General features: G+C 66.3%; 20 protein-coding genes, 2 tRNA genes and 1 other RNA gene. 13 read left to right on the top strand and 10 right to left on the bottom strand.

The window, feature by feature from the left end:
- Nucleotides 1–136 precede the first annotated feature (136 nt).
- The 3 genes from G3A44_RS05470 to G3A44_RS05460 all read left to right on the top strand — a co-directional run bounded on the left by G3A44_RS05470 (nt 137) and on the right by G3A44_RS05460 (nt 3351).
- Entirely contained in the window at nt 137–1543 is a 1407-nt protein-coding gene (locus tag G3A44_RS05470; protein WP_163456496.1) for a type I glutamate--ammonia ligase, read from the top strand.
- Nucleotides 1540–2331, top strand: coding sequence for a heparan-alpha-glucosaminide N-acetyltransferase (locus tag G3A44_RS05465; RefSeq protein WP_163456495.1), 792 nt, complete (start codon nt 1540–1542; stop codon nt 2329–2331). The genes G3A44_RS05470 and G3A44_RS05465 overlap by 4 nt, the downstream gene beginning before the upstream one ends.
- A gap of 120 nt (nt 2332–2451) precedes the next feature.
- Complete coding sequence (locus G3A44_RS05460) at nt 2452–3351, top strand: DMT family transporter (protein ID WP_239061714.1); 900 nt, start codon at nt 2452–2454, stop codon at nt 3349–3351.
- 105 nt (nt 3352–3456) lie between these two features.
- Here the strand turns inward: G3A44_RS05460 and G3A44_RS05455 are convergent, their stop codons facing one another.
- Nucleotides 3457–4410 carry a Tim44 domain-containing protein gene (locus G3A44_RS05455; protein ID WP_163456493.1) on the bottom strand — a complete coding sequence of 318 codons (954 nt, stop codon included), beginning with the start codon at nt 4408–4410 and terminating at the stop codon, nt 3457–3459.
- Between the two features lie 222 nt (nt 4411–4632).
- Here G3A44_RS05455 and dusA point away from each other — a divergent pair, with 222 nt between their 5' ends.
- A complete protein-coding gene (gene dusA / locus G3A44_RS05450) occupies nt 4633–5622 on the top strand; it encodes a tRNA dihydrouridine(20/20a) synthase DusA (RefSeq protein WP_163456492.1) in 990 nt (329 codons plus the stop codon).
- A gap of 80 nt (nt 5623–5702) precedes the next feature.
- Here the strand turns inward: dusA and G3A44_RS05445 are convergent, their stop codons facing one another.
- Genes G3A44_RS05445 through G3A44_RS05435 form a run of 3 tightly spaced genes read right to left on the bottom strand, consistent with a single transcriptional unit; the run spans nt 5703 to nt 7607 of the window.
- The gene (locus G3A44_RS05445) at nt 5703–6461 is read right to left on the bottom strand and encodes a UDP-2,3-diacylglucosamine diphosphatase (RefSeq protein ID WP_259372984.1); all 759 of its coding nucleotides are present in this window, start codon (nt 6459–6461) and stop codon (nt 5703–5705) included.
- Between the two features lie 55 nt (nt 6462–6516).
- Nucleotides 6517–7020 (bottom strand): peptidylprolyl isomerase, encoded by a 504-nt coding sequence (locus G3A44_RS05440; protein WP_163456490.1) that lies wholly within the window; start codon nt 7018–7020, stop codon nt 6517–6519.
- Nucleotides 7021–7037: 17 nt separating this feature from the next.
- Nucleotides 7038–7607 carry a peptidylprolyl isomerase gene (locus tag G3A44_RS05435; RefSeq protein ID WP_163456489.1) on the bottom strand — a complete coding sequence of 190 codons (570 nt, stop codon included), beginning with the start codon at nt 7605–7607 and terminating at the stop codon, nt 7038–7040.
- A gap of 181 nt (nt 7608–7788) precedes the next feature.
- Here G3A44_RS05435 and cysS point away from each other — a divergent pair, with 181 nt between their 5' ends.
- The 6 genes from cysS to G3A44_RS05405 all read left to right on the top strand — a co-directional run bounded on the left by cysS (nt 7789) and on the right by G3A44_RS05405 (nt 13833).
- Nucleotides 7789–9174 carry a cysteine--tRNA ligase gene (gene cysS, locus G3A44_RS05430; protein WP_163456488.1) on the top strand — a complete coding sequence of 462 codons (1386 nt, stop codon included), beginning with the start codon at nt 7789–7791 and terminating at the stop codon, nt 9172–9174.
- Nucleotides 9171–9881, top strand: a complete 711-nt coding sequence (locus G3A44_RS05425) for a DNA-3-methyladenine glycosylase family protein (protein WP_163456487.1) — start codon at nt 9171–9173, stop codon at nt 9879–9881. The genes cysS and G3A44_RS05425 overlap by 4 nt, the downstream gene beginning before the upstream one ends.
- A gap of 28 nt (nt 9882–9909) precedes the next feature.
- Nucleotides 9910–10890 (top strand): acetyl-CoA carboxylase carboxyltransferase subunit alpha, encoded by a 981-nt coding sequence (locus G3A44_RS05420; RefSeq protein ID WP_163456486.1) that lies wholly within the window; start codon nt 9910–9912, stop codon nt 10888–10890.
- A 34-nt stretch (nt 10891–10924) separates the two neighbouring features.
- Nucleotides 10925–12307, top strand: coding sequence for a tRNA lysidine(34) synthetase TilS (gene tilS / locus G3A44_RS05415; RefSeq protein ID WP_163456485.1), 1383 nt, complete (start codon nt 10925–10927; stop codon nt 12305–12307).
- Between the two features lie 102 nt (nt 12308–12409).
- Nucleotides 12410–13669 (top strand): aspartate kinase, encoded by a 1260-nt coding sequence (locus G3A44_RS05410; protein WP_163456484.1) that lies wholly within the window; start codon nt 12410–12412, stop codon nt 13667–13669.
- A gap of 71 nt (nt 13670–13740) precedes the next feature.
- A tRNA-Ser gene (locus G3A44_RS05405) sits at nt 13741–13833 on the top strand.
- Between the two features lie 353 nt (nt 13834–14186).
- Here G3A44_RS05405 and G3A44_RS05400 read toward each other — a convergent pair.
- From G3A44_RS05400 to prfB, 4 genes are all read right to left on the bottom strand, one after another.
- Nucleotides 14187–14262 (bottom strand) — tRNA-Thr (locus tag G3A44_RS05400).
- Between the two features lie 98 nt (nt 14263–14360).
- On the bottom strand, nt 14361–15377 hold the full coding sequence (locus G3A44_RS05395) for a class 1 fructose-bisphosphatase (RefSeq protein ID WP_163456483.1): 1017 nt from the start codon (nt 15375–15377) through the stop codon (nt 14361–14363).
- Nucleotides 15374–18070 carry an aminopeptidase N gene (gene pepN / locus G3A44_RS05390; RefSeq protein WP_239061726.1) on the bottom strand — a complete coding sequence of 899 codons (2697 nt, stop codon included), beginning with the start codon at nt 18068–18070 and terminating at the stop codon, nt 15374–15376. The genes G3A44_RS05395 and pepN overlap by 4 nt, the downstream gene beginning before the upstream one ends.
- A 114-nt stretch (nt 18071–18184) precedes the next feature.
- Nucleotides 18185–19289 (bottom strand): peptide chain release factor 2 gene (prfB, locus tag G3A44_RS05385; protein WP_163456482.1). Its coding sequence is split into 2 segments (ribosomal slippage): nt 18185–19207 and nt 19209–19289, totalling 1104 coding nucleotides; the frame shifts between segments, so codons are not numbered across the junction.
- A gap of 271 nt (nt 19290–19560) precedes the next feature.
- On the opposite strand from prfB, the gene G3A44_RS05380 reads away from it, so the two are divergent.
- The 3 genes from G3A44_RS05380 to G3A44_RS05370 are packed head-to-tail and all read left to right on the top strand — an operon-like array spanning nt 19561 to nt 22399.
- Nucleotides 19561–19863 (top strand): hypothetical protein, encoded by a 303-nt coding sequence (locus tag G3A44_RS05380; protein WP_163456481.1) that lies wholly within the window; start codon nt 19561–19563, stop codon nt 19861–19863.
- Complete coding sequence (locus tag G3A44_RS23925) at nt 19746–20282, top strand: DUF4212 domain-containing protein (protein WP_310734326.1); 537 nt, start codon at nt 19746–19748, stop codon at nt 20280–20282. Before G3A44_RS05380 ends, G3A44_RS23925 begins: the two co-directional genes overlap by 118 nt.
- Nucleotides 20279–22399, top strand: coding sequence for a VC_2705 family sodium/solute symporter (locus G3A44_RS05370; RefSeq protein WP_163456479.1), 2121 nt, complete (start codon nt 20279–20281; stop codon nt 22397–22399). Before G3A44_RS23925 ends, G3A44_RS05370 begins: the two co-directional genes overlap by 4 nt.
- Here the strand turns inward: G3A44_RS05370 and ffs are convergent.
- Nucleotides 22395–22491: signal recognition particle sRNA small type (ffs, locus tag G3A44_RS05365), an RNA gene on the bottom strand. The genes G3A44_RS05370 and ffs overlap by 5 nt on opposite strands.
- A 111-nt stretch (nt 22492–22602) precedes the next feature.
- The gene (locus G3A44_RS05360) at nt 22603–23730 is read right to left on the bottom strand and encodes an AIR synthase-related protein (protein WP_163456478.1); all 1128 of its coding nucleotides are present in this window, start codon (nt 23728–23730) and stop codon (nt 22603–22605) included.
- Nucleotides 23731–23741 lie beyond the last annotated feature (11 nt).

Raw genomic sequence — 23741 nt, 5'->3', positions numbered from 1 at the left:
ACCGCAGATGCGGGGGCGACAGCCGGCGTGTCTGCCGCGGCCTATCATGCTGGGCTTCCCGGTCTGCGCCACCCGCGCGGGCCCCGGCCTGCCGCGACATCCCCGCGCCCGCGCCGCGTCCTCCTGTCGAGTTCACATGTCTGCTGACGACCTCTCTGCCTTGCCCCGCCCGGATCCCCTCGCGCTTGAGGAGGCCCTGTACGGCTTGAAGGGCGCCGCAGGCGACGTCCGCTGGGTGGAATGCGCGACCAGTGACCTGGGCAGTGTGGCCCGTGGCAAACGGGTCGCGGCTGCGGATTTCCTGGCAATGGCGGGATGCCGCCTGCCCTCTGTCGTCTTCGGCTTGACGGTGACCGCTGGCGAGCCTTCCGAGGTGTTCGGCCCGCTGCTGCCCAGCACCTATGACGATGTGCTGCTGGTCCCTGACCTGTCCACCCTGGCGCCGCGTCCGGGTCGGCCTCAGGAGGCCACCGTGCTGTGCGAGCCCGCCGGGGCACTGCGCCTGCCCAGTGGTGTGTGCGATGCCAGCGCCCTCAGCCCTCGGGCGGCCTTGCGCCGGGTGGTGCGTCGACTGGCCGAGTCGGGCCTGGAGGCCACGGTGGCTCCTGAGCTCGAGTTCTTCCTGCTCGCGCCCGGCCAAGCCGATCCCCTGGCCGCCAGTCCTCCAGCACCCGGTGCCGCGCCCGAGTCCGTCTGCGAAATGCTGTCTCTGGAGCGGCTGGTGCATTTCGAGCCCTTCTTTGACGACCTGTATGCGGCCTGTGAAGTGTGGAAGATTCCGCTCAACGGCCATGCTCATGAGGCGGCCCTGTCGCAGTACGAGGTCAATTTCCGGCCCGGCCCTCCGCTGGCGCAGGCGGATGCGGTGGCCCGGTTCAAGCGCCTGGCACGCGAGATTGGCAGCCGGCATGGGCTGGTCGCCAGCTTTGCGGCCAAGCCCTTCCTGCAGGAGCCTGGCACCGGCATGCACTGGCATGTCAGCCTGCAGCACCGCGGCCTGCGGGCTTGGCCCCATGTCTTTTCCGAGCCAGAAGGGGGCGACAGCGCTGCGCTGGGCCACTTCATTGCCGGTCTGCAGGCGGGCGCTGCCGGGGCAATGGCGATCTTCGCCCCCTACGGCATGAGCTGGGACCGGATCGCGCTCAGCAATGCCTCGCCCACCCACGCGAATTGGGGTCATGAGTCGCGAGCGCTGGCCTTCCGCATCCCAGAATCCGGGCCGGCGGCACGCCGGGTGGAGAACCGGTTGCCTGGCGGGGACGCCAACCCCTATCTCCTCCTGGCGACCACGCTGGGGCTGGGCCTGGCCGGACTGGAGGCCCGGCTGGCGCCGTGGCCGGCGGGCGATGAGCGCACCCGTCTGCCCCAGGGGCTGGCGCCGGCGCTGCAGGCGTTGCAGGACTGTCCGTTGCTGGCCCAGGTGCTCGGCGTCCCTTTGCGTGACCTCTATTTGGGTGTCAAGCGCCACGAGCTGGCCGAGCGCCACGCTTGCACGCGCCCGCGCGAAGATTGGGATCTGCGGCATCTGGTGGGCCTGTCATGACGCTGGCCGGACCGACGACGGGGGCGGGCGCCTCGCGTCAGGTGGGCTTGGATGCACTGCGCGGTCTGGCGGTGCTCTGGATGGTGGCCTACCACTTCTGCTTTGACCTGAACCTGTTCCGTCTGCTGACGCCACCACAGCGTTTTCTGACGGACCCCTTCTGGACCTGGCAACGCACGGCCATCGTCTCACTCTTTCTGGCCTGTGCCGGTGCCGGTCAGGCTTGGGCCTGGATGGCGGAGATCCCGGCCGCACGTTTCTGGCGGCGGTGGGTCCAGGTGGCCGGCTGCGCCGCGGGCGTTTCTTTGGCGACCTGGTGCTTGTTTCCACAGAGCTGGGTCTACTTCGGGGTGCTCCACGGTGTGGCGGTCATGCTTCTCTTGGTGCACGGGCTCGTCCACCCGTTGTGGCGACGGTGGCCGCGGCCGGTGGGCTTGGCGTTGTGGCCGCTCGGCCTGCTCCTTTGCCTGGCACCGCGCGCGCTGGCCCATCCCAGGTTTGACGCGCCCGCACTGCACGGCCTGGGCTTGGTGACCCGCCTGCCGGTGACGGAGGACTATGTGCCGCTGCTACCCTGGATGGGCGTGCTCTGCTGGGGGCTGGCCGCCGGGTTGGTGCGGGCACGCCAGCCCTGCGTCCCTCGTCGCGTCCGGCCGCTTCCCGGTGTCCTGAGGGCCAGCGCCTGGCTGGGGCGCCACTCCCTGTCGGTGTACATGCTGCACCAGCCTGTGCTGATGGGCCTCCTGATGGCCTGGGCTGCCGCCGCCGGCCGGCCCTCTCCCTTTTGAATTCCGACGCGGCCTCGCCGTGCCCTCTTGCCCTTTTGCCCATTTCTCCGCCCGACCCGTGCGGGCGCCTGGACCATGCCGCATTCCCGTCCCCTGACGCACCGTCAGGCTGTTCTGACCATGATTGTCGTGACACTGATGTGGAGCATCGCCGGCGTGGTGTCCCGCCATCTGGATGCGGCCCGAACCTTTGAGGTGACGTTCTGGCGCAGCGCCGTCAACGCCGTGGCACTGGCCGGCTTGCTGGTGGCCTGGCGCGGTGCGGGGCCGCTGTGGCGGCAGATCCGTGATGGGGGCTGGCTGCTGTGGGCCTCGTCCGCCTGCTGGTGCGTGATGTTCACCGCCTTCATGGTGGCGCTCACCCTGACCACGGTGGCCAACCTGCTCATCATCATGTCCCTGGCCCCGCTCTTCACGGCCCTCATCGCCCGTCTGGCCTTGGGCCACCGGTTGCCATGGCGTACTTGGGGCGCCATCGCCGTGGCTGCCGGCGGCATTGCTTGGATGTACGGACCGCAGATGGCGGGCGGCGACGAACGTCATCTGTGGGGCAGCCTGATCGGACTGACGGTTCCTTTGGCAGGCGCCACCATGTGGACCCTGCTGCAGCACAGCAGCCAAGCCGGCGCCGCGGCCCCCCGGGACATGACCCCTGCCGTCCTGTTGGGCAGTCTGGGTTCGGCGGTGCTCACCCTGCCCGGGGCCTGGCCCTTTCAGGCCACGGTGCACGATCTGGCGCTGCTGGGCCTGCTGGGGGTGGTGCAGCTGGCCGTGCCCTGTGTGCTGGCCGTAGCGGCAGGCAAAGTCCTGAAAGCCCCGGAGGCTGCGCTGCTGGGTCTGCTGGAGATTGTCTTTGGTGTGGCCTGGACCTGGCTGGGCACGGACGAGTCGCCCACGCCGGCGGTGTTGGGTGGGGGTGGCTTGGTGCTGCTGGCCCTGGCTGGCAACGAAGCCCTGGCCTTGTGGGGTGGGCGGGGTGGCCGGGAGCCATCGGCCGAGGGCGGCACACTGCCGGCCTGACACCGCGGGGCGGCTTCCTGGCCGGCTGACTGCCCGCACGCCGGCAACCGAGAACAAAAAGGGCTACCCGAAGGTAGCCCTTTGATAGGAGGGTGCAGCTGGTGCTCAGACGTTGGGCGTGATGCCGGCAATGGCCCAGTCGCGGCTGTCATCCACCGGCTTGATCAAGTGCCAGACCTCATCAAACGGGTTGGCTGCGCCACCTGACTCCTCGCGGATCAGACCGGTGTAGCGCACGCTGGCCACCTGCTGGCCGTTCTCCTGGGCGAAGTCCACCAGCCGGGCTTCAATCTGGACCACGTCGGTTTGCTGCTGGCCCTGACCACGCTCGAGCAGGTCCATGCGCAGGGAGGCGAACAGCTCTGGTGTGGTGAAGCGGCGCAGGTCTTCCAAATCCCCGGCGTCGTTGGCGGCTTGCAGCCGCACGAAGATCATCTTGGCCACTCGTTCGAAGTCGGAGGCCTGCATGCCACCCGGGAGGCTCACCGGGGCGCTGGACAAGGGGCTGGCCACCTGAGGGCTGAAGGCCGCCGGTTGCGCTGCGGCCTGGGGCTCAGCCGGCCGTCCCGGCCAGGCCAAGGTCGAGCCCGTGCCTGCACCTGCGCCTGCGCCTGCCAGTGCCGGCTGGGCTTGGCGGGCGCCACCAAAGCGGCGCATGAGCCACACCACCAGGGCGATGGCCGCCACCGCCAGCAGCACCATCATCATCCCGTTGGCAAAGGCCTCACCCAAGCCGAAGTGACTCAGCAGGGCCGCGATGCCCAAGCCGGCGGCCAGACCTGCAATGGGGCCCAGCCAGCTGCGCTTGGCCGGCGCCGCGGCCGCTGCGGTGGCCGCCGCGGGGGTGGGGGCTGCCTGCTGCGCCGGGGTGCCCGCCTGCTGGGGCGTGGCCGGGCTGGGCGGCGTGCCTGGATGGGCGGCGCCATTGGCCGGGGTGCTGCGCTGCATGCCGGCGGCTTTGCCGCCGCCCAGCCGCTTGGCCTCGGCATCGGCCGGCCACGTGGCCAGGGACGCCGCGGCGACCGCCACGGACAGGGTCAGACACAGGGACTTGAACATGGTGCTCCTCATTGGCTGAAAGCGGAGTCGACCCGTCGCCATGCGGGGGGTGCTCCACGGATCGTGAGTTGGCTATGAATCCGCAGTTTTCAAGAGGTTCCCTGCGGAGGTTACCCATGACGCCGGAATCTCTCCTATGCTGGGGATAATCCCAGGGTGAATGCCCCAGAAGTTTCCTTCCCCCCGCCCGCCCAACCCTGGCACGCGGGCCTCGACCCGCGCATGAACCCCTGGCGGGTCAGCGTGGCCCCCATGCTCGACTGGACAGACCGGCATTGCCGGTATTTCCATCGGCTGATCACCCGGCGCACGCGTCTCTATACCGAGATGGTCACGACAGGGGCCCTGCTGCACGGCGATGTGGCCCGTCATCTGGACCATTCGGTGCAGGAGCAGCCGCTGGCACTGCAACTCGGTGGTAGCGAGCCTGGCGATTTGGCCCAGAGTGCCCGGCTGGCACGCCAGTGGGGCTACGACGAGGTCAACCTCAACTGTGGCTGCCCCAGTGAGCGCGTGCAGCGTGGGGCGTTTGGCGCTTGCCTGATGCGCGAGCCGCGCCTGGTGGCCGACTGCGTGCGGGCGATGGTGGAGGCGGCGACCCCCAGTCGGTCGGGCGAGCGGGCCCTGCCGGTCACGGTCAAGCACCGCATCGGCATCGATCAGGAGGAAGGCTATGGTTTTGTGCGGGATTTTGTGGGGACGGTGGCCGAGGCCGGCTGCCGCGTGTTCATCGTCCATGCGCGTAATGCTTGGCTCAAGGGCCTGAGTCCCAAGGAAAACCGGGAGATCCCACCCTTGCGGCCGGAAATCGTCTATCGCCTCAAGCGCGATTTTCCGGGGCTCACGGTGGTCATCAACGGCGGGGTACGCACGGCGCAGGAGATGCATGTCCACCTGGCCCAGCTCGATGGCGTGATGGTGGGCCGTGAGGCTTACCACAACCCCTGGTGGATGGCCGATTGGGACCAGCGCTTCTGGGGCGAGACCGAGAACCCGGCCACCGACCGGGCGGCAGTTGAGCGGGCCATGGTGGCTTACATGAGCGAGCGCCGGGCCCAGGCCGGTACGGCGTGGCCGCACGTCGCGCGGCACATGCTAGGGCTCTGGAATGGACAGCCCGGTGCCCGCCGGTGGCGTCAGGTGTGGTCCGACGCCAGCCGCAAGGGCGACCCGGCCGAGCAGGTTTGGCAGGCGGCTCAGCGTCCGGCTTGAACGAGCGGAAAGAACCGGGTGGTGCTGGTGGGCGGGTTTGGGTGGCGTGCGGCGCCCGGGCCCTGCTGTATCGCAGTTCGTCAGCCGGCCTGGGGCACCTCGCGCCGCAGGAGACCGTTCTCCAGCACCAACACCTCGGCGCGGGGCCGGTCGGTGGTGTCCAGGTCCCAGTCGCTCAGCACCTCTCGGCTCAGGCCTGCGGGCCAACGGGTGTGGCCAGGCCGGTGCGTGTGGCCATGCACCAGCACCTGCGCGTCGGCTTCCCGCAGGGCCCGGCAGGCGGTGTCCGCATCCACATCGGCGTAGGCCAAGGGGTCCTCGGCGCGGGCGGCGGCGCGGTGGTGGGCCTCGCTGGCGTGGCGCATGGCGGCGGCCATTGCCAGGCGTTGTGTCAGTGGCTTGGACAGGAAGTCCCGCTGCCAGGCCAGGCTGCGCAGCTGCGGCCGCACCGCCTGGTAGGCCTGGTCGGCCAGACACCAGGCATCCCCATGGCTGAGTAGCCAGCGGTGTCCCTGGGCCAGCAGCTGACAGGGATCGTCCAGCAGCACGCCCCCGAGCCCTGCGGCCAGCGAACGGCTCAGGAGAAAGTCCCGATTGCCGCGCATCAGCCCCAGCCGCCCACGGCGGGCGTAGCTTGCCAAGCTCGCCAGCATTGACGCCTCGAAGGCCTGCGTGCCGGCGTCATCGCCCACCCACGCCTCAAACAAGTCGCCCAGGATGATGAGCGCATCCGCCCGGGTGTGTGCGAGGTGAGCCTGCCAAGCTGCCGCGGTGCGCGGCATCTCCGGGCACAGGTGGACGTCGCTCAGGAACTCGATCCGCCGGCAATCCGCCGGCAAGACCCACCGGGGCAAGCCCCCGTCGGCCGGTTCCCGCCGGACGTCCTCAGCCAACTCAGGCAATCTCGGTGGCCTTTTCGATGGTCACGGCTTCCAGCGGCACATCGTCATGGAAACCCTTTCGGCCGGTGCGCACCTTCTCGATGGCGTCCACCACCTCGGTGCCTGCCACCACCTTGCCGAAGACGGCATAACCCCAGCCGCTGGGCGACTCGGACGAGAAGTTCAGGAAACCGTTGTCCTTGGTGTTGATGAAGAACTGGGCCGTCGCCGAGTGCGGGGCGTTGGTGCGCGCCATGGCGATGGTGTATTTCTCGTTCTTGAGGCCGTTATTGGCTTCGTTGGCGATGGGGGCATCGGTCGGCTTCTGGCTCATGTCGGGGTTCATGCCGCCGCCCTGGATCATGAAGGACTTGATGACACGGTGGAACACCGTACCGTCGTAGTGGCCCTTGCGCACATAGGCCAGGAAGTTGGCGACGGTCTGCGGCGCCTTGGCCTCGTCGAGTTCGAGGCGGATCACGCCGGCGGAGGTGGTGAGTTCAACGGTCTTGGTCATGGCAGTGCCTTCGGGTTTCATTCTTCGATGGTGGCCTTCTTGATGACCACCGGGGACTGGGGGACGTTCTGGTGCGGGCCACGGCTGGCGGTGGGCACGGCACGAATGGCGTCCACCACCTCCATGCCGGTGACCACGCGGCCGAAGACCGCGTAGCCGCCGCCGTAGCTGTCCAGGGCGGGGTTGTCCACCACGTTGATGAAGAACTGGGCGGTGGCCGAGTCCGGCATCATCGTGCGGGCCATCGCGATGGCGCCCCGGACGTTGGACAGGCCGTTGCGGCTCTCCAGCGCAATGGGCGCCCGCGTGGGTTTCTCCTTGAGGTCGGCCGTGAAGCCGCCCCCCTGGATCATGAAACCGTCGATGACCCGGTGGAACACGGTGCCCTCGTAGTGGCCAGACTTCACATAGCCCAGGAAATTGTCCACGGTGCGCGGCGCCTTGTCGCGCTGCAACTCCACCACGATGTCGCCATGGGTGGTGCTCAGACGGACCTTCTGGGCCCAGGCGTTGGCGCAGGCCAGGGCCGTGCCCAGGCTCAGCGCTGCCAGCAGGGCCAGGCGGCGCGCGGGGTTCGTGCGGATCATCTCGGCGGTCTCCTTCGATATACTGACCGGATTCTATCGACCCCCCTGAAGCGCCCCGGATGGCGGCCTGGCAGCGGGTGGCGCGGGTGTGGAGGGGCAGGTTTGCCAGCGCAGCGCAGCGAGCGTCGTGCCGGGCCGGTCAAGGCCTCCAGCCCCCTTTCTCCTTGCACCAACACGCCTGATGGCCCTGCGCATCTACAACAGCCTGACCCGCCAGGTCGAAGACTTCGTTCCCCTCCAGCCGGGCCATGTGCGGATGTACGTCTGCGGCATGACCATCTACGACCTGTGCCATATGGGTCACGCCCGGATGATGATGGCCTTCGACGTCGTCTACCGTTGGCTCAAGGCGCGCGGGCTGGCGGTCACGTATGTGCGCAACATCACCGATATCGATGACAAGATCATCCGCCGGGCGCTGGAACGGGGTATTCCCATCCGGCAGCTCACCGACGAGATGATCGCCGCCATGCATGCGGACATCCGTGCCATCGGCATCGAGACCCCCACGCACGAACCCCGGGCCACGGAGTACGTGCCCCAGATGCTCGCCATGATCGGCACCTTGCAAGACAAGGGCCTGGCCTACCAGGCCAGCAGCGGGGACGTGAACTACTCGGTGCGCAAGTTCGCCGGATACGGCAAGCTCAGCGGCAAGTCCATCGACGAGTTGCGTGCTGGGGAGCGCGTGGCTGTGGGGGACGGCAAGGAGGATCCGCTTGACTTCGTGCTCTGGAAGGCCGCCAAGCCTGAGGAGCCAGCGGACGCCAAGTTCGACAGTGCGTATGGGCCTGGGCGGCCCGGTTGGCACATCGAGTGCTCGGCCATGAGTTGCGCGTTGCTGGGCGAGCACTTTGACATCCACGGCGGTGGGTTGGACCTGCAGTTTCCCCACCATGAGAACGAAATCGCGCAAAGCGAAGGGGCCAGTGGCCGCCCCCTGGCCAATGTGTGGATGCACAACGGGTTCCTGAACGTCGACGACACGAAGATGTCCAAGTCGTTGGGCAACTTCTTCACCATCCGCGATGTGCTGCGGGACTTCGAGGGGGAAACGCTCCGTTTCTTCATGCTCAAGACCCACTATCGCAGTCCGTTCAATTTTGGTCAGGCCAACCTGGAGGATGCCCGCGCGGGGCTGCGCCGCCTCTACACGGCGCTGGAAGGGGTTTGGTGCGAGCGGGTAGCCGCGGCGACCGGTGTGGACTGGTCTCAGCCCGAGGCGGCGGCCTTCGCCCAGGCCATGGACGACGACTTCAACACTCCGCTGGCGGTGGCGACCCTCTTTGAGCTGGCTGCGGAGGTCAACCGCGGCAAGGACCTCGACAAGGCCATCCTGATGCGTGGCCTAGCGGCCACGCTCGGGGTGTTGCAGCAACCTCCAGCGCAGTTTTTGAAGGCGGGTGCCAGCCTGGAAGAGGCGGAGATCCAGGCGCGCATCGACGCCCGTGCGCAGGCTAAGAAGGCGCGCGACTTCGCGCTGGCTGACCGCATCCGCGACGAGTTGGCGCAGGCCGGCATCGTGCTCAAGGACGGCGCCCAGGGCACGACCTGGGTCAAGGCATGACGGTGGAGGTGGAGGCGGGCCCCGCGCCCGATTCCGACCTGCCGGCCCCGGTGTCAGCAACCCAGTCGGTGCGGTGTGGCACGCCGGCCTATTGGGACGAGGCCTGTCGCCACCTGAGCCGGCGCGATCGGGTGATGAAGAAGCTCATCCCGCGCTTCGGACAGGCCCGTCTCGAGAGCCGTGGGGATGCGTTCAGCACCCTGGCGCGTTCGATCATCGGGCAGCAGATTTCAGTCAAGGCCGCCCAGTCCGTCTGGGATCGCCTGGGTTTGTTGCTGTGCGTCCAGGATGAGCCGCTGGTCCCGTCCCGGGTGCTGGCGCACGATGTGCCCAGCCTGCGCAGCGCGGGACTGTCCCAGCGCAAGGCAGAATACCTCCTTGATCTGGCACGGCACTTCGAAGATGGCCGAGTCCACCTTGACCTCTGGAACGGGATGGACGATGAGGGCATCATCGAGGAGTTGATCGCCATTCGCGGCATTGGACGATGGACGGCGGAGATGTTCCTCATCTTCCACCTCCTGCGTCCCAATGTGCTGCCTTTGGATGACCTGGGGCTGCTCAAGGGCATCAGCCAGTGTTATTTCAGCGGAGAGCCTGTCTCCCGTGCCGAGGCCCGAGAGCTTGGCGAGGGATGGGCGCCTTTCCGGTCTGTGGCCACCTGGTACCTGTGGCGCAGCCTGGACCCGGTGCCGGTGGCTTATTGAAGGTGTGAAGTAGGAAGGACTTGAACCGATGAGCAAACGTTACTTCCTGGATTTCGAGCAACCCATCGCGGAACTCGAGTCCAAGATCGAAGAGCTGCGCTACGTCCAGAACGAGTCGGCCGTGGACATCTCCGAAGAGATCGAGCGGCTGGACAAGAAGAGCCTGCAACTCACCAAGGACATCTACACCCAGTTGTCTCCGTGGCAGGTCACGCAGATTGCCCGGCACCCCCAGCGTCCTTATGCGCTGGACTACGTCAACGAGATCTTCACCGACTTCCAGGAACTGCACGGCGACCGCGCCTTTGCGGACGACCTGTCCATCGTCGGCGGCTTGGCCCGATTCAATGGCCAGTCCTGCATGGTGATTGGCCAGCAGAAGGGGCGCGACACCAAGGAGCGCGCGGCGCGCAACTTCGGCATGCCGCGTCCTGAGGGCTACCGCAAGGCACTTCGCCTGATGAAGCTGGCCGAGAAGTTCGGCCTGCCGGTCTTCAGTTTTGTCGACACCCCTGGTGCATACCCGGGCATTGGTGCTGAAGAACGTGGCCAGTCGGAGGCCATTGGCCGCAACATCTTCGAGATGGCGCAGCTCGAGGTGCCCATCATCACGACCATCATCGGTGAAGGTGGCTCCGGTGGCGCTTTGGCCATCAGCGTGGCTGACCAAGTGCTGATGCTGCAGTTCTCTGTGTATTCTGTGATCTCACCGGAAGGCTGCGCCTCCATCCTCTGGAAGACGGCCGAGCGGGCCTCAGACGCCGCCGAGGCCTTGGGAATCACCGCCCACCGGCTCAAGGCGCTTGGCCTGGTGGACAAGATCGTCAGTGAACCGGTGGGCGGCGCCCATCGGGATCCCAAGTACATGGCGGCCCAGCTCAAGCGTGGCCTGGCCGATGCCCTTCGCCAGGTGGCAGACCTCTCTGTCGAGGAGCTGCTGGACCGCCGTTACAACCGTCTGAAGTCCTACGGCCGGTTTGCCGACACCACCACCACCGGACGACGCTGAGCACGGGGCTGCCGCCCCTGCGATCCGGCAGGCGGTGGCACTCAGCGGTGGACGGGATTCCACCGCCCTGGCGCATACGCTGGCCCGGCTGGGACGCGCGCACGGCTTTGATGTGCACGCCTTGCACGTCCACCATGGGCTGCAACCCTTGGCCGATGTCTGGGTGTCGCACCTGCGCAGGCAGCTCGGCGGGTGGCGTCGACGTGGCCTTCCGGTGTATCTGCACGTTCTGCATGCTGTTGGCCAGCCTGGGCCGGGGCAAAGCGTGGAGCACTGGGCCCGGGAACAGCGCTATGAGGCATTGAGCCGGAAGGCCCGCGAACTGGGGTGCGGCGCCGTCTGGTTGGCCCATCACCGGCAAGACCAAGGCGAGTCCGTGTTGCTGCAGCTGCTGCGGGCCTCGGTCAGCGGGACCGGTGGCATGCGGACGGTGGCCACCCACCACGGCATGACCTGGCTGCGACCGTGGCTGGACCAGCCACGAGACCGCATAACGGCCTACGTCCGCCGTTGGCAATTGGCTTGGGTGGAGGATCCCACCAACGTCGCTGCCAGTGCCGGCCCGTCTCACGCGCGCAGCCGACTGCGCACCCTGGTGTGGCCGCAATTGGAGGCCGCTTTCCCGGGGGTTGAGGTGCAACTTGCACGGGCGGCTCAAGCCATGCGGCAGGCGGCCGATCTGGTGGAAGAGGTCAGCCGTGCCGATCTGGCGGTCTGCCTGTGGCCAAACTCCGGTGTGCCAGAGTCGCAGGCAGATCTCTCCCTGGGCCCGTGGTTGACCTTGTCGCCGTTGCGGCGCGCTGCCAGCTTGCGCCTCTGGCTGGGCATGCGCCTGGGACGCACGCCGCCCCAGGTATGGCTGGAAGTGGTGCTGGCGGGCTTGACGCGTTCTGCTGCCAAGGGGGGCATCCGCTGGCCCTTACCGGGTGATGCGGGCCGTTTCCTCTGGTGCCACCAGGGTCGCCTGGGGCTGGCATCCGGGTCGGCGTCAGGGGAGCCTGGGGGGGCGGCCGCGAGTCCAGATCGGACGGCAGAACCTGCACCCAGGGTCCCCGGCTGCCATGTGTTGGCGCATTGGGGAGGAGCGCTGCATCTGGAGCCGGTGCAGGCGCAAGGACTGCCCTGGTCGCTGCTGGAAAGGTTGTGGCTGTCCGCCCGGCAAGGCGGAGAGCAGTTCCAACTTCATCCCGGTGGGCTGCCACGTTCGCTCAAGAAACAGTTCCAGGCCCGCGGGGTGCCGGCCTGGGCTCGCGGCGGACCGTTGCTCAAACTGGGGCCGCAAGGCGGGGCACCGGTCGTGTTCGCGCCGGGCCTGGGGGTCGACGCCCGCTTCATGGCCACTGCGCAGACCCCCCAATGCCGCGTCGAGTGGATCCCGTACCCCGTTGGTTCGGGCAAACCCCCGGGAGCGGGCTAGAATTCTGGGTTCCCACGTCCTCGCCGGTGCGCAGTCCAGGCTCAAGACCGAGCGCGCGCCGGTTCCAGCGGGTGGTTCCAATCCCGTTTTTCCCCAAACGTCATGGCACTGATCGTTCACAAGTACGGCGGCACCTCGATGGGCTCCACGGAGCGCATCCGCAATGTCGCCAAGCGCGTTGCCAAGTGGGCCCGCGCAGGTCACCAGATGGTCGTCGTCCCGTCGGCCATGAGTGGTGAGACCAATCGCCTGCTGGCCCTGGCCAAGGATGTCTCGCCCGCCGCCCAAACCCCGGCAATGTTGCGCGAGCTCGATGCGATCGCCTGCACCGGCGAGCAGGTCTCGGTGGGCTTGCTGTCGCTGGCTCTCCAGGCAGAGGGTATGGAAGCCGTCAGCTATGCAGGCTGGCAGGTGCCCATCAAGACGGATTCGTCCTACACCAAGGCGCGGATCCAGAGCATCGACGACGTTCGCGTTCGCGCAGACCTGGCCGCGGGCAAGGTGGTGATCATCACCGGCTTCCAGGGCGTGGATGAAGAGCAGAACATCACCACGCTGGGCCGCGGTGGTTCCGACACCTCGGCCGTGGCCGTGGCGGCGGCGATGAAGGCCGATGAGTGCCTGATCTACACCGATGTGGATGGTGTGTACACCACCGATCCGCGCGTGGTGCCGGAAGCCCGCCGCCTGCACACCGTGAGCTTTGAGGAAATGCTGGAAATGGCCAGCCTCGGCTCCAAGGTGCTGCAGATCCGCTCGGTGGAGTTCGCTGGCAAGTACCGCGTGCCGCTGCGTGTGCTGTCGAGCTTCACGCCGTGGGATATCAACATCGAGGAAGAGGCCAAGTCCGGCACCCTGATCACTTTCGAGGAAGACGAGAAGATGGAACAAGCAGTTGTCTCGGGCATCGCCTTCAACCGCGACGAGGCCAAAGTCACCGTTCTGGGAGTGCCCGACAAGCCCGGCATTGCCTACGGCATCCTGGGCAAGGTGGCTGCGGCCAACATCGATGTGGACGTGATCATCCAGAACGTGTCGCGTGAAGGCCGGACGGACTTCTCCTTCACGGTGCACCGCAACGACTATCAGCGGACGCTGGACCTGCTGAAGACCGAAGTGCTGCCGGCGCTGGGCGCCAATGAAGTCATCGGCGACGCGAAGATCTGTAAGGTCTCCATCGTTGGCATCGGCATGCGCTCGCACGTGGGTGTGGCCAGCAAGATGTTTGAAGCCCTGAGTGCAGAGAACATCAATATCCAGATGATCACGACCAGCGAGATCAAGACTTCGGTCGTGATCGACGAGAAGTACATGGAATTGGCGGTGCGCGCGCTGCATCGCGCGTTCGACCTGGACGCCTGAAGTTTCAAGCATCGCAGTAAGAAAATAGCTTGCGGCGGTGCTTGAACCAAGCTATACTGCTAGCTTAGGTTGGAGACGTGACCGAGAGGCCGAAGGTGCTCCCCTGCTAAGGGAGTATGGGGTCAAAAACTCCATCGAGGGTTCGAATCCCTCCGTCTCCGCCAACCTGACATGAAATCCCGGCAAAGCCGGGATTTTTTTTGCCTGCACGTTTCAGTCTGGTCCGGTGCCAGTTGCTTTTGGCCGAACTGCTGCCTTTCCAATCGCCCGCGACGTAAAGGCGTCGGCTTGGTTTTGCTGGTTCGTGCCGTACTGGGAGAGGTGGGGCTGGTGACCTTGATGTGGGTCGAGCGGCGTAAGGGTGCGCACCTTTTACCAGGTGCCCTCTGAGGGGCTTGAGAGCCATCTGACTTGATGCCTCTCAAGCGCCAGGCCTCATCGAAGGCGTACCCAAGCCAAAATGGCGCGCATTAGAAATGCAAAAAGCCCGCAGCAAGCTGCGGGCTTTTTTGTGTTTTGGTGCCGGTGAAGAGAGTCGAACTCCCGACCTTCGCATTACGAATGCGCTGCTCTACCAACTGAGCTACACCGGCGAAAATGGAATTCTAATTCGAATTCTAATGTGATGCAATAGGAAAGGGTGGGGCCGTCGTTCAGTCTTGCTCAGGACATCGAAGCGCGCCTCTCGCCTTCAGCTGCCTGTCGACTCGCCGTGGTAGTCGGTCACACGCTGGACTTCGTTGCGCGAACCCAGGATGACCGAGACACGCTCGTGCAGCTTGGTGGGCTGTAGGTCCATGATGCGCTGGCGTCCGTTGGTGGCCAGGCCGCCCGCCTGCTCGACCAGAAAAGCCATCGGGTTGGCTTCATACATCAGGCGCAGCTTGCCTGGCTTGCCCGGCTCACGTTTGTCCCATGGGTACATGAAGATGCCGCCACGGGTCAGGATGCGGTGCACATCGGCCACCATGCTGGCGATCCACCGCATGTTGAAGTCCTTGGCGCGGGGGCCTTCCTTGCCGGCCAGGCATTCGTCGATGTAACGCTTGACCGGGGCATCCCAGTGGCGCATGTTCGACATGTTGATGGCGAATTCCTTGGTGTCTTCCGGGATCTGCACCTTCTCGGACGTCAGCACCCAAGACCCTTGCTCACGGTCCAGGGTGAACATGGCGACGCCTTCACCCACCGTCAGCACCAGGGTGGTCTGGGGGCCATACACGCAGTAGCCCGCGGCCGCCTGTTGTTTGCCTGGTTGCAGGAAGTCCTCTTCGGACACACCGCGGGTGTTGTTGACCTTGCGCAGCACCGAGAAGATCGTGCCGATGGACACGTTCACGTCGATGTTGCTGCTGCCGTCCAGCGGATCAAACAGCAGCAGGTACTCGCCCTGGGGATAGCGGTTGGGCACCACGTGGATGGAGTCCATCTCTTCGGATGCCATGGCGGCCAGGTGCCCGCCCCACTCATTGGCCTCGATCAGCACCTCATTGGAGATGATGTCGAGCTTCTTCTGCACTTCGCCTTGCACGTTCTCGGAGCCGGCGGAACCGAGGACTTCGCCCAGCGCGCCCTTGTTGACCGAGATCGCGATGCGCTTGCAGGCGCGGGCCACCACCTCGATGAGCAGGCGCAGCTGGGCCGGAATGTGGCCGTGCTCGCGTTGCTGTTCCACCAGGTACTGGGTCAGACTGATCCGTTTGCTCATGAGGTCTCCTGTCCTTCGTTCAAGGCACGTTCAATGATTTCGCGGGTGTCGCTGCTGAGTTCTGGACGGGTGGCCACACGGGCGATGGCTTCGCGGGCGGCGCTTCGGTATGGCTCGGCCAGGTTCTGCCAGCGGTCCAGTGCTCGCGCGAGGCGCGAGGCCAGCTGCGGGTTGGCGGCGTCCAGTTCGATCACCCGCTCCGCCCAGAAGACGTAGCCGGCGGCATCCGCACGGTGGAACGCCGCAGGGTTGAAGTGGGTCAGGGAGAACACGAGCGCGCGGACCCGGTTGGGGTTGCCCAGATGGAAATCCGGATGCTTGAGCAGCTGGCGCACCTTGGCGAAGACCTCGCCCTGGCGTTCGGGGGCCCGGGCCTGGAGCTGGAACCACTTGTCCAGCACCAGCGGCTCATGACGGAACTGCTCGTGGAAGTGGGCCAGGGCCGGTGCCGCCAGCTCGGCGTGGGCATTCACCAGGGCTTCGAGCGCGCCCCAGCGCAGTGTCATGTTGCTGGCATCCTTGAAACGCTGGTAGGCCTTGCCAGGCCAGACTGGGTCGCCTGTGGCCACAGCATGTCGCACCTTCATTGCCAGCGCCAGATTGCCCAGTGCGCGGATGCCGCTTTGGGCAGCGTCGGGGCGGTAGCCGGCCTTGACTTGATGGGTGTCGTCCACCCAGGTCCAGTCCTCGCACAGTTCGGCTGCCAGCTGGTCCACCAGGCCTTCGCGCAGCTCGTGCAAGCGTTGCGGGTCGGCCTGCGCGATCTGGTCGACGAGCTGCATTTCAGAGGGCACCTGCAGCACCAGCTCCTTGAAAGCCGGATCGAGGGCTTCGTCACGCAGCAAGCGAGAGAGCGCTTGGAGATGGGCCGAGGACAGCCGGGATGCTTCGACACCTTCTCGCAGACCCGCCACGATGCGGCGCGTGTAGAGGCGCTGGGAGGCTTCCCAGCGGTTGAAGGGGTCCCGGTCCCAGTCCAGCAGGTGGAGCAAGGCTTCATCGTCCAGCCCGTCATCCAGCACCACTGGGGCGGAGAAACCGCGCAGCAGCGATGGCACAGCGCCTGCCGGCACGTCGGTGAAGGTGAACTGCTGCTCGGCTTGGGTCATGATGAGCAGACGTTCCGTTCCCCGGGCCTGGGTCTCGCCTTCGAGCTGAAGGGGCAGGGCCCGACCCTCGGCGGCCAGCAGGCCCATCCGCACCGGCAGCAGCTGGGGCAGCTTCTGGGCCTGGCCCGGCGTGGCGGGACAGCGCTGGCGCAGGGTCAGCGTCAGGCGCTGCGCCAGCGGGTCGTGGGTGCTGCGAGCCTCCAGCACCGGTGTGCCGGCCTGGGTATACCAGCGTTTGAAGAGGTCCAGCTGTTGGGCCAGCGGGCTGTCGGGGTTGGCATCGGCCAGTGCCTGCGCAAAGTCATCGCAGGTCACCGCCTGGCCGTCATGGCGTTCGAAGTACAGGCGCATGCCTGCCGCGAAACCGGCCTGGCCTACCAGCGTGTGCATCATCCGCACCACTTCAGCCCCTTTCTCATAGATCGTCGGGGTGTAGAAGTTGTCGATCGCCTGGTAGACGTCCGGCCGCACCGGGTGGGCCATCGGGCCGGCATCTTCGGGGAACTGGCGCTCACGCAAGGTGCGCACGTCGGCGATGCGCCGCACCGCACGGGCGGAGGCGGAGCCGGCCATGTCCATGCTGAACTCCTGGTCGCGGAAGACGGTCAGGCCTTCTTTCAAGGAGAGCTGGAACCAGTCGCGGCAGGTGATGCGGTTGCCCGTCCAGTTGTGGAAGTATTCGTGCGCCACCACGCTTTCGATGGCGTCGAAATCGCTGTCGATGGCGGTGGCCGAGCTGGCCAGGACGTACTTGGTGTTGAAGAGGTTGAGCCCCTTGTTCTCCATGGCACCCATGTTGAAGTCGGGCACCGCCACGATCATGAAGCGCTGTAGATCCAGGGGCAGGCCGAATCGGGCCTCGTCCCAGACAATCGAGGCGATCAGCGAGTTCATCGCATGTTCGGTCTTGTCCAAGTCGCCGCGGGTCACATAGATCTGCAGCAGATGATCCTGGCCCGAGCGGGTTCGCACCCATTGCTCGCGCGCCACCAGATCCGCAGCCACCACGGCAAACAGATAGCTGGGTTTGGGAAACGGATCTTCCCAGCGTGCAAAGTGGCGACCGCCGTCGAGGTCGCCCTGCTCGATCAGGTTGCCGTTGGACAGCAGCACCGGGTACTTGCGGCGGTCTGCCCGCAGCGTGACCGTGTAGCGCGCCATCACATCCGGCCGGTCGACGAAGTAAGTGATGCGGCGGAAACCCTCGGCCTCGCACTGGGTGAACAGTCCAGAGCCGCTGGCATACAGGCCGCTGAGCTGGGTGTTCTTCTCTGGGGCGATGGTGTTGCGGATCTCCAGGATGAACTGGTCGGCCTCCGGGGCCTCCAGCACCAATTGACCGTCTTCGTGGCGGAAGGAGACGCTCTGGCCGTTGACGAGCACGCGCAGGAGGTTGAGGTCCTCGCCATGCAGGCGCAAGGGCTGCACCGGGAGGGCAGGGTTGCGCTCGATGGCCAGCTTGCTGGCCACGATGGTCTTGGCGGTGTCGAGGTCGAAGGTCAGTTCGGCCGTGCGGATCCAATAGGCCGGCGGCGCGTAGTCTTCGCGGCGCACCGGTGCGAGGGCGGGGCCTTCACGCAGCATCATGTTGGGCAATCCTTCGCGGGGAGTTCAGGGGAACGGCCGGTACCCATTGGGGTGCCGGCGGCAGGCAAGAACGAAGTCGGGGGGCGGCGGTACCGGCACCGCCGACCGGGCTCACAGGCCCTGCTTGAGGCTGGCCTCGATGAATGCGTCCAGGTCGCCGTCCAGCACCTTCTGGGTGTTGGAGATCTCGACGCTGGTCCGCAGGTCCTTGATGCGGCTTTGGTCCAGGACGTAGGAGCGGATCTGGTGGCCCCAGCCGACATCGGTCTTGGTGTCCTCCAGCTTCTGCTGCTCTTCCATGCGCTTGCGCATCTCGTGGTCATAGAGCCGCGAGCGCAGTCGCCGCCAAGCCACGTCGCGGTTGCTGTGCTGGGAGCGGCTGTCCTGGCACTGCACCACGATGCCCGTGGGCATGTGGGTCAGCCGCACGGCCGAATCGGTCTTGTTGATGTGCTGGCCACCGGCACCCGAGGCCCGGAAGGTGTCCACGCGCACATCGGCCGGGTTGATGTCGATCTCGATGGAGTCGTCGATCTCCGGATACACGAACAGCGAGGCGAAGGAGGTGTGCCGACCACCCGAGGAGTCGAAGGGGCTCTTGCGCACCAGGCGGTGCACGCCGGTCTCAGTGCGCAGGTGGCCGTAGGCATATTCACCCTCGACCTTGATGGTGGCGCTGCGGATGCCCGCCACATCGTCCGGCGTCTCGTCCTCCAGGGTGGGCTTGAAGCCTTTGCGCTCGCAGTACTTCAGGTACTGGCGCAGCAGCATGCTGGCCCAGTCGCAGGCTTCCGTACCGCCGGCGCCCGCCTGGATGTCGATGAAGCAGTTGCTCGGGTCGGCCGGGTTGCTGAACATCCGGCGGAATTCCAGCCGCTCCACGGTCTCGCGCAGGCTGGCGGCCTCGTCCTCGATGGCCTCTAGACTGGAGAAGTCGTCCTCCGCCTTGGTCATCTCGAACAGCTCGAGGTTGTCACCCAGCTGGCTGGTGAGGTGGTCGATGGTGCCGACAACCTCGTCGAGTTGCTTCTTTTCCTTGCCCAGTTCCTGGGCACGCTTGGGGTCGTTCCAGATCGAGGGGTTCTCGAGCGTGGCGTTGACCTCGCTCAGACGCAGGGATTTGCGATCGTAGTCAAAGATACCCCCGTAGCGATTGGGTCCGCTGCAACAGGTCGGTCAGGGTGTTTCCAATGGCGTTGACGCGTTCGATGTCCATGGCGGCGTGCTCCAGCTTTCTGAAAGGAATTCTTGACGGCGAAAGCCTTTGATTTTCGCATGTGCCGGCCCCCTGTCCGGGTTTGTCCTGTCGCCTAGGGGCCTCACCTCCCGATGAGGGTGTGACGGTTTGATCGGACAATCAAACTGGGTAGTCGCAGGCTGCCCCGCCAGAGGCGGCCATGCCCCCGCTCCTGCCAGGTGTCGCAGTTCCCGTCCGTCGGGGCAGCCTGGCGATTGGTGTTCTGCGGTATCGGGGGCGCAGGCCTTGCATGCTCTGGTTGGCTGTGGTGCTGAAGTTGTGGGCTGAGGTCGCGTGCCTGGCTTGGGTGGGGCGTGCGCTGCTGGGGTGCCTGGTCGGGCGCGAGCGTGCCGAGTACAACCTGTTCTGGCGCTTGCTGGACGCTGCGGTGGCCCCGCTGGAGCGGCTGGCCTGTCGCCTTGCCGGTGGCAGGGCATGGCCCGTCTGGCTGTGGATGGGCGTGCTGGCGGCCGTGTGGGTGGCGGCCACCGCGCTCAAGGTGCAGCAATGTCGGGCGCAGCCCGCTGCTTCGCTGTGCAGGGCCGCCGCGTGACGAACCCGGCTGTTAAGGGGGCGCAAGCTGCCGTACCGGCGGGAGAAGGTGCCACACCTGCACCGGCAGACGGGGCGCCGCAGCGTCGCTATTGGCGGCTCAACCGGTGGGGCGTGGGGGTCATGCTGATGCTCTGGGCCACTGTCTCTTTCCTGCTGCCGTATCACGCGCGGGCCTTGGATTTCAATTTCTTTGGCTGGCCCTTCGGCTTCTGGGCAGCGGCGCAGGGCGCGCTGCTCGCTTATCTGCTGCTGGTCGTGCTCTACGAGCGTCTGCTGGACCGGCTGGACCGCCAATTCGGGCGGGGGCAGGGCACCACCATGTCGAACGCCGCCGCGGGGCCGCATGGTGTCTGCCGGGGCGCGGCAGGCCACGGTCCATCCGTGGAGCAGGCGCTGGACGGGGAGGGGGGGCGATGAGCCGGCTGTTCGGCTCGGGGCGTCTGCCCTTGTCCACCTTCAGGGGGCGCCTGCACCGGGCCTACCTGCTTTACACGCTCTGCTTTACCTGCTTTGTCGTCGCGATGGCCGTGCTGGAGCAGCTGGGCCTGCCCAAGCGCTTCATTGGTTTTGTCTTTCTGGCCGCCCCGGTGGTGGTTTACGCCGTCATCGGCGTGATGTGCCGCACCACAGATGCTTCGGAATACTATGTGGCAGGACGCAAGGTGCCTGCCATGTACAACGGCATGGCTACCGGGGCGGACTGGATGAGCGCGGCCTCGTTCATCGGCATGGCCGGCACCTTGTACCTGAGCGGCTATGACGGGCTGGCTTTCATCATGGGCTGGACCGGGGGCTACTGCCTGGTCGCACTGCTGTTGGCGCCGTATCTGCGGCGCTTCGGCCAGTACACCATCCCGGACTTTCTGGGTGAGCGCTACGAGGGGCACCTGACGCGCCTGATCGGCGTCGCGGCGGCCATTCTGTGCTCGTTCGTGTACGTGGTAGCGCAGATTTACGGGGTGGGCCTGATCACGACTCGGCTCACCAGCATCGCCTCCTTCGAGATCGGCGTGTTCCTGGGTCTGGGAGGCATCCTCGTCTGCTCTTTCCTGGGTGGCATGCGGGCGGTCACCTGGACCCAGGTGGCCCAATACATCGTGCTGGTGGCGGCCTACCTGGTTCCTGTGGTGTGGCTGAGCCTCAAGCAGACAGACATTCCGGTGCCGCAGCTCGCCTACGGGGTGCAGCTCGCCAAAGTCACTGCGGCTGAAGATCGCTTGCTCATCGACCAGGCCGAGTACCAGGTGATGGCGGTGATGACCGCCCAGATTGCGGCGCTGGACCGAAAACTGGATCAGCCCGCCGAGGCGCTGGCCCAGGATCGGGAAGATGCCCGCTTGCGGGTGGAGTCGCTCAAGCGTGCCCAGGCCCCGCAGCGCGAGATCCAGGCGGCAGAGCGGCAGCTGGCCCACCTGCCGCGCGATGAACGGGAGGCGCAGGCCCGCTGGCGCGCCGAGCGTGATGTCCTGGCCAGCCGGGCTCAGCCCCTGTCCGGGATGCCGCGGCATGCCCAGCCCTACGCCGGGCGGCCAGATGGCACGCCGCAGGAACAGTCGGCGTTCGAGCAGTCCAGGCGCAACTTCCTTGCGCTCGTGTTCTGCCTGATGGTGGGCACGGCCGCCTTGCCCCACATCCTGATGCGCTACTACACCACCCCCTCCGTCAAGGAAGCACGGCGTTCCGTGGCCTGGACGCTGTTCTTCGTGCTGCTGCTCTACACCACCGCGCCGGCCCTGGCGGTATTGATCAAGTTCGAGATCTTCTCCAACCTGGTCGGCACACCCTTTGACAGCTTGCCGGATTGGATCGCCAACTGGGGACGGGTGGATGCCGGACTGCTCTCGGTGCAGGACATCAACCGGGACGGCGTGCTGCAGCTGGGTGAATTGCGCATTGGCGGCGACATCATCGTGCTGGCCACGCCAGAAATCGCCGGCCTGCCCTATGTGATCTCAGGCATGGTGGCGGCAGGGGGGTTGGCCGCGGCACTGTCGACGGCGGATGGCCTGCTATTGACCATTGCCAACGCGCTGTCTCACGATGTCTATTTCCGGATGATCGACCCGCAGGCGGGGACGGCGCGCCGGGTCATGATCTCCAAGGTGCTGTTGCTCGTGGTGGCGCTTGGGGCTGCCTTTGTCGCAGCACAGAAACCCGCGAACATTCTGTTCCTGGTTTCTGCGGCCTTCTCGCTGGCCGGTTCAGCCTTCTTTCCGGCCCTGGTGCTGGGCATTTTCTGGAAGCGGGCCAACCGCTGGGGGGCTGCCGCCGGCATGCTTGCCGGCTTGGCGCTGACGTTTTGGTACATGGCCACCACCCACCCATGGCTGCGGGAGATGTTCGGTGTCAGCAGCCCTGTGGTGCTGTGGTGGGGAATCCAGCCTATCTCTGCCGGTGTGTTCGGCATTCCCCTAGGCTTTGTGGTGATCGTGGTGGTGAGCTTGCTCACCCCACCTCCGGGTCTGCGTGCCACCGAGATGGTGGAGCGTCTTCGTTCGCCGCTTCCCAGCAGTCATGAACGGTTGGAGGGGTGACGAGCCTGACCTCGGCACTGGTCGCAACGGTTAGGGCTGCTTGGTTCCCCACCTGACCCGGTTGGCCGCGCTTCCATGCGAGGAGGCCCGTCACCTCGGATGATAGCAGATTGGCGAAGGCCGGTGGCCTTGTTTGCCGCTTGCTCAGGGCAGGGATGGCGCCGTGCGGCAAGAAGGCCGCACGGTCGGCCTGCTGCGTCGAATCAACGCAGTTGCAGATCGTCGTCGCTGAAGCGCAGCGACAGCGGCTCCACCAGCAGCTGCTTCGGTCCTGCTTCCACGGAGCCGGCCACCCATGCATCGACGCCCGCGGCGCGGGCGATCTCGACCGTCCGTGCCGCCTGCTCGGCGGGCACGAAGAGTGCAAAACCTGCCCCCATGTTCAACGTCGAATAAGCCTCGCGGTCGTCGTGGCGGGCCTGTTGCGCCATGAACTTCAGCACGGCGGGCACCGGCGGCACGTTGCGGATGCGGTAGGTCAGTGCCTTCGGGTGGCGCAGCAGCTTGCGCCACCCGTGACCCGTGATATTGGCGCAGTAGTTCAGCTTGACACCTGCGCTGGCAAGGGCTTCGGTCACCGGGCTGTACAGCGTGGTCGGGGCGAGCAGCGCATCCCCATAGGTCAGGCCCGGTTCGATCTCCGTCAGATAGCCATCGGGCAGGCGCTCGGCCAGCTTGCGGGCCAGGCTCAGGCCGTTGGCATGGATGCCACTGGAAGCCAGCAGCACGATGGCGTCCCCCGGACCGAGGTCGTCACCGACGCTCAGGCGGGTTTTGGGGCTGATGATGCCTGTGCACGACGCCGCCAGGTCGATGCGACCGGCCTCGACGATGCCAGCCAGGGCAGGCGTTTCGCCGCCGCCCCAGGCCACACCGCAGACGTCGCAGGCGGCCTTCCAGCCCTGCACAAGCGCCTGCGCGCGTTCAGCGTCCTTGAACCACTCGCTGCCTCCCGCCGCCCAGTAGGCCTGTACCACCAGCGGCGTCGCACCGACGGTGATGAGGTCGTTCACCGCCATGGCGATGGTGTCCTGGGCGATGCCGGCGTAGTAGCTGCGGCCGGTCAGCCGCTGCATTTCGTCGGCCACCAGGGCCTTGGAGCCCAAGCATTCGACGATGCTGGCCAGGTAGAACGGGCCAACGTCCACGACGTAGGCGGACTCTCCCCGCGAAGCCGGGACTTCTTGGAAGCCATGCGCCGGCAGGTGGCCGGCTGTGGCCGCTGCAGCGCGCTGTGCGGCCACCTTCAAGGGGTCGATGAGGTCATAGTTCACGCCGGCCTGCTCATAGGAGAGGGGCGTGTCGGCGGAGGTGTGGGAGGTCGCGGTCATCCCGGGATTAT

This window comes from Ideonella livida (genome assembly GCF_010499455.1).
Taxonomy (GTDB): Bacteria; Pseudomonadota; Gammaproteobacteria; order Burkholderiales; family Burkholderiaceae_C; genus Ideonella; species Ideonella livida.
Note: the sequence above shows the minus strand (reverse complement) of the source record. Positions and strands in the feature narration are given on the sequence as shown.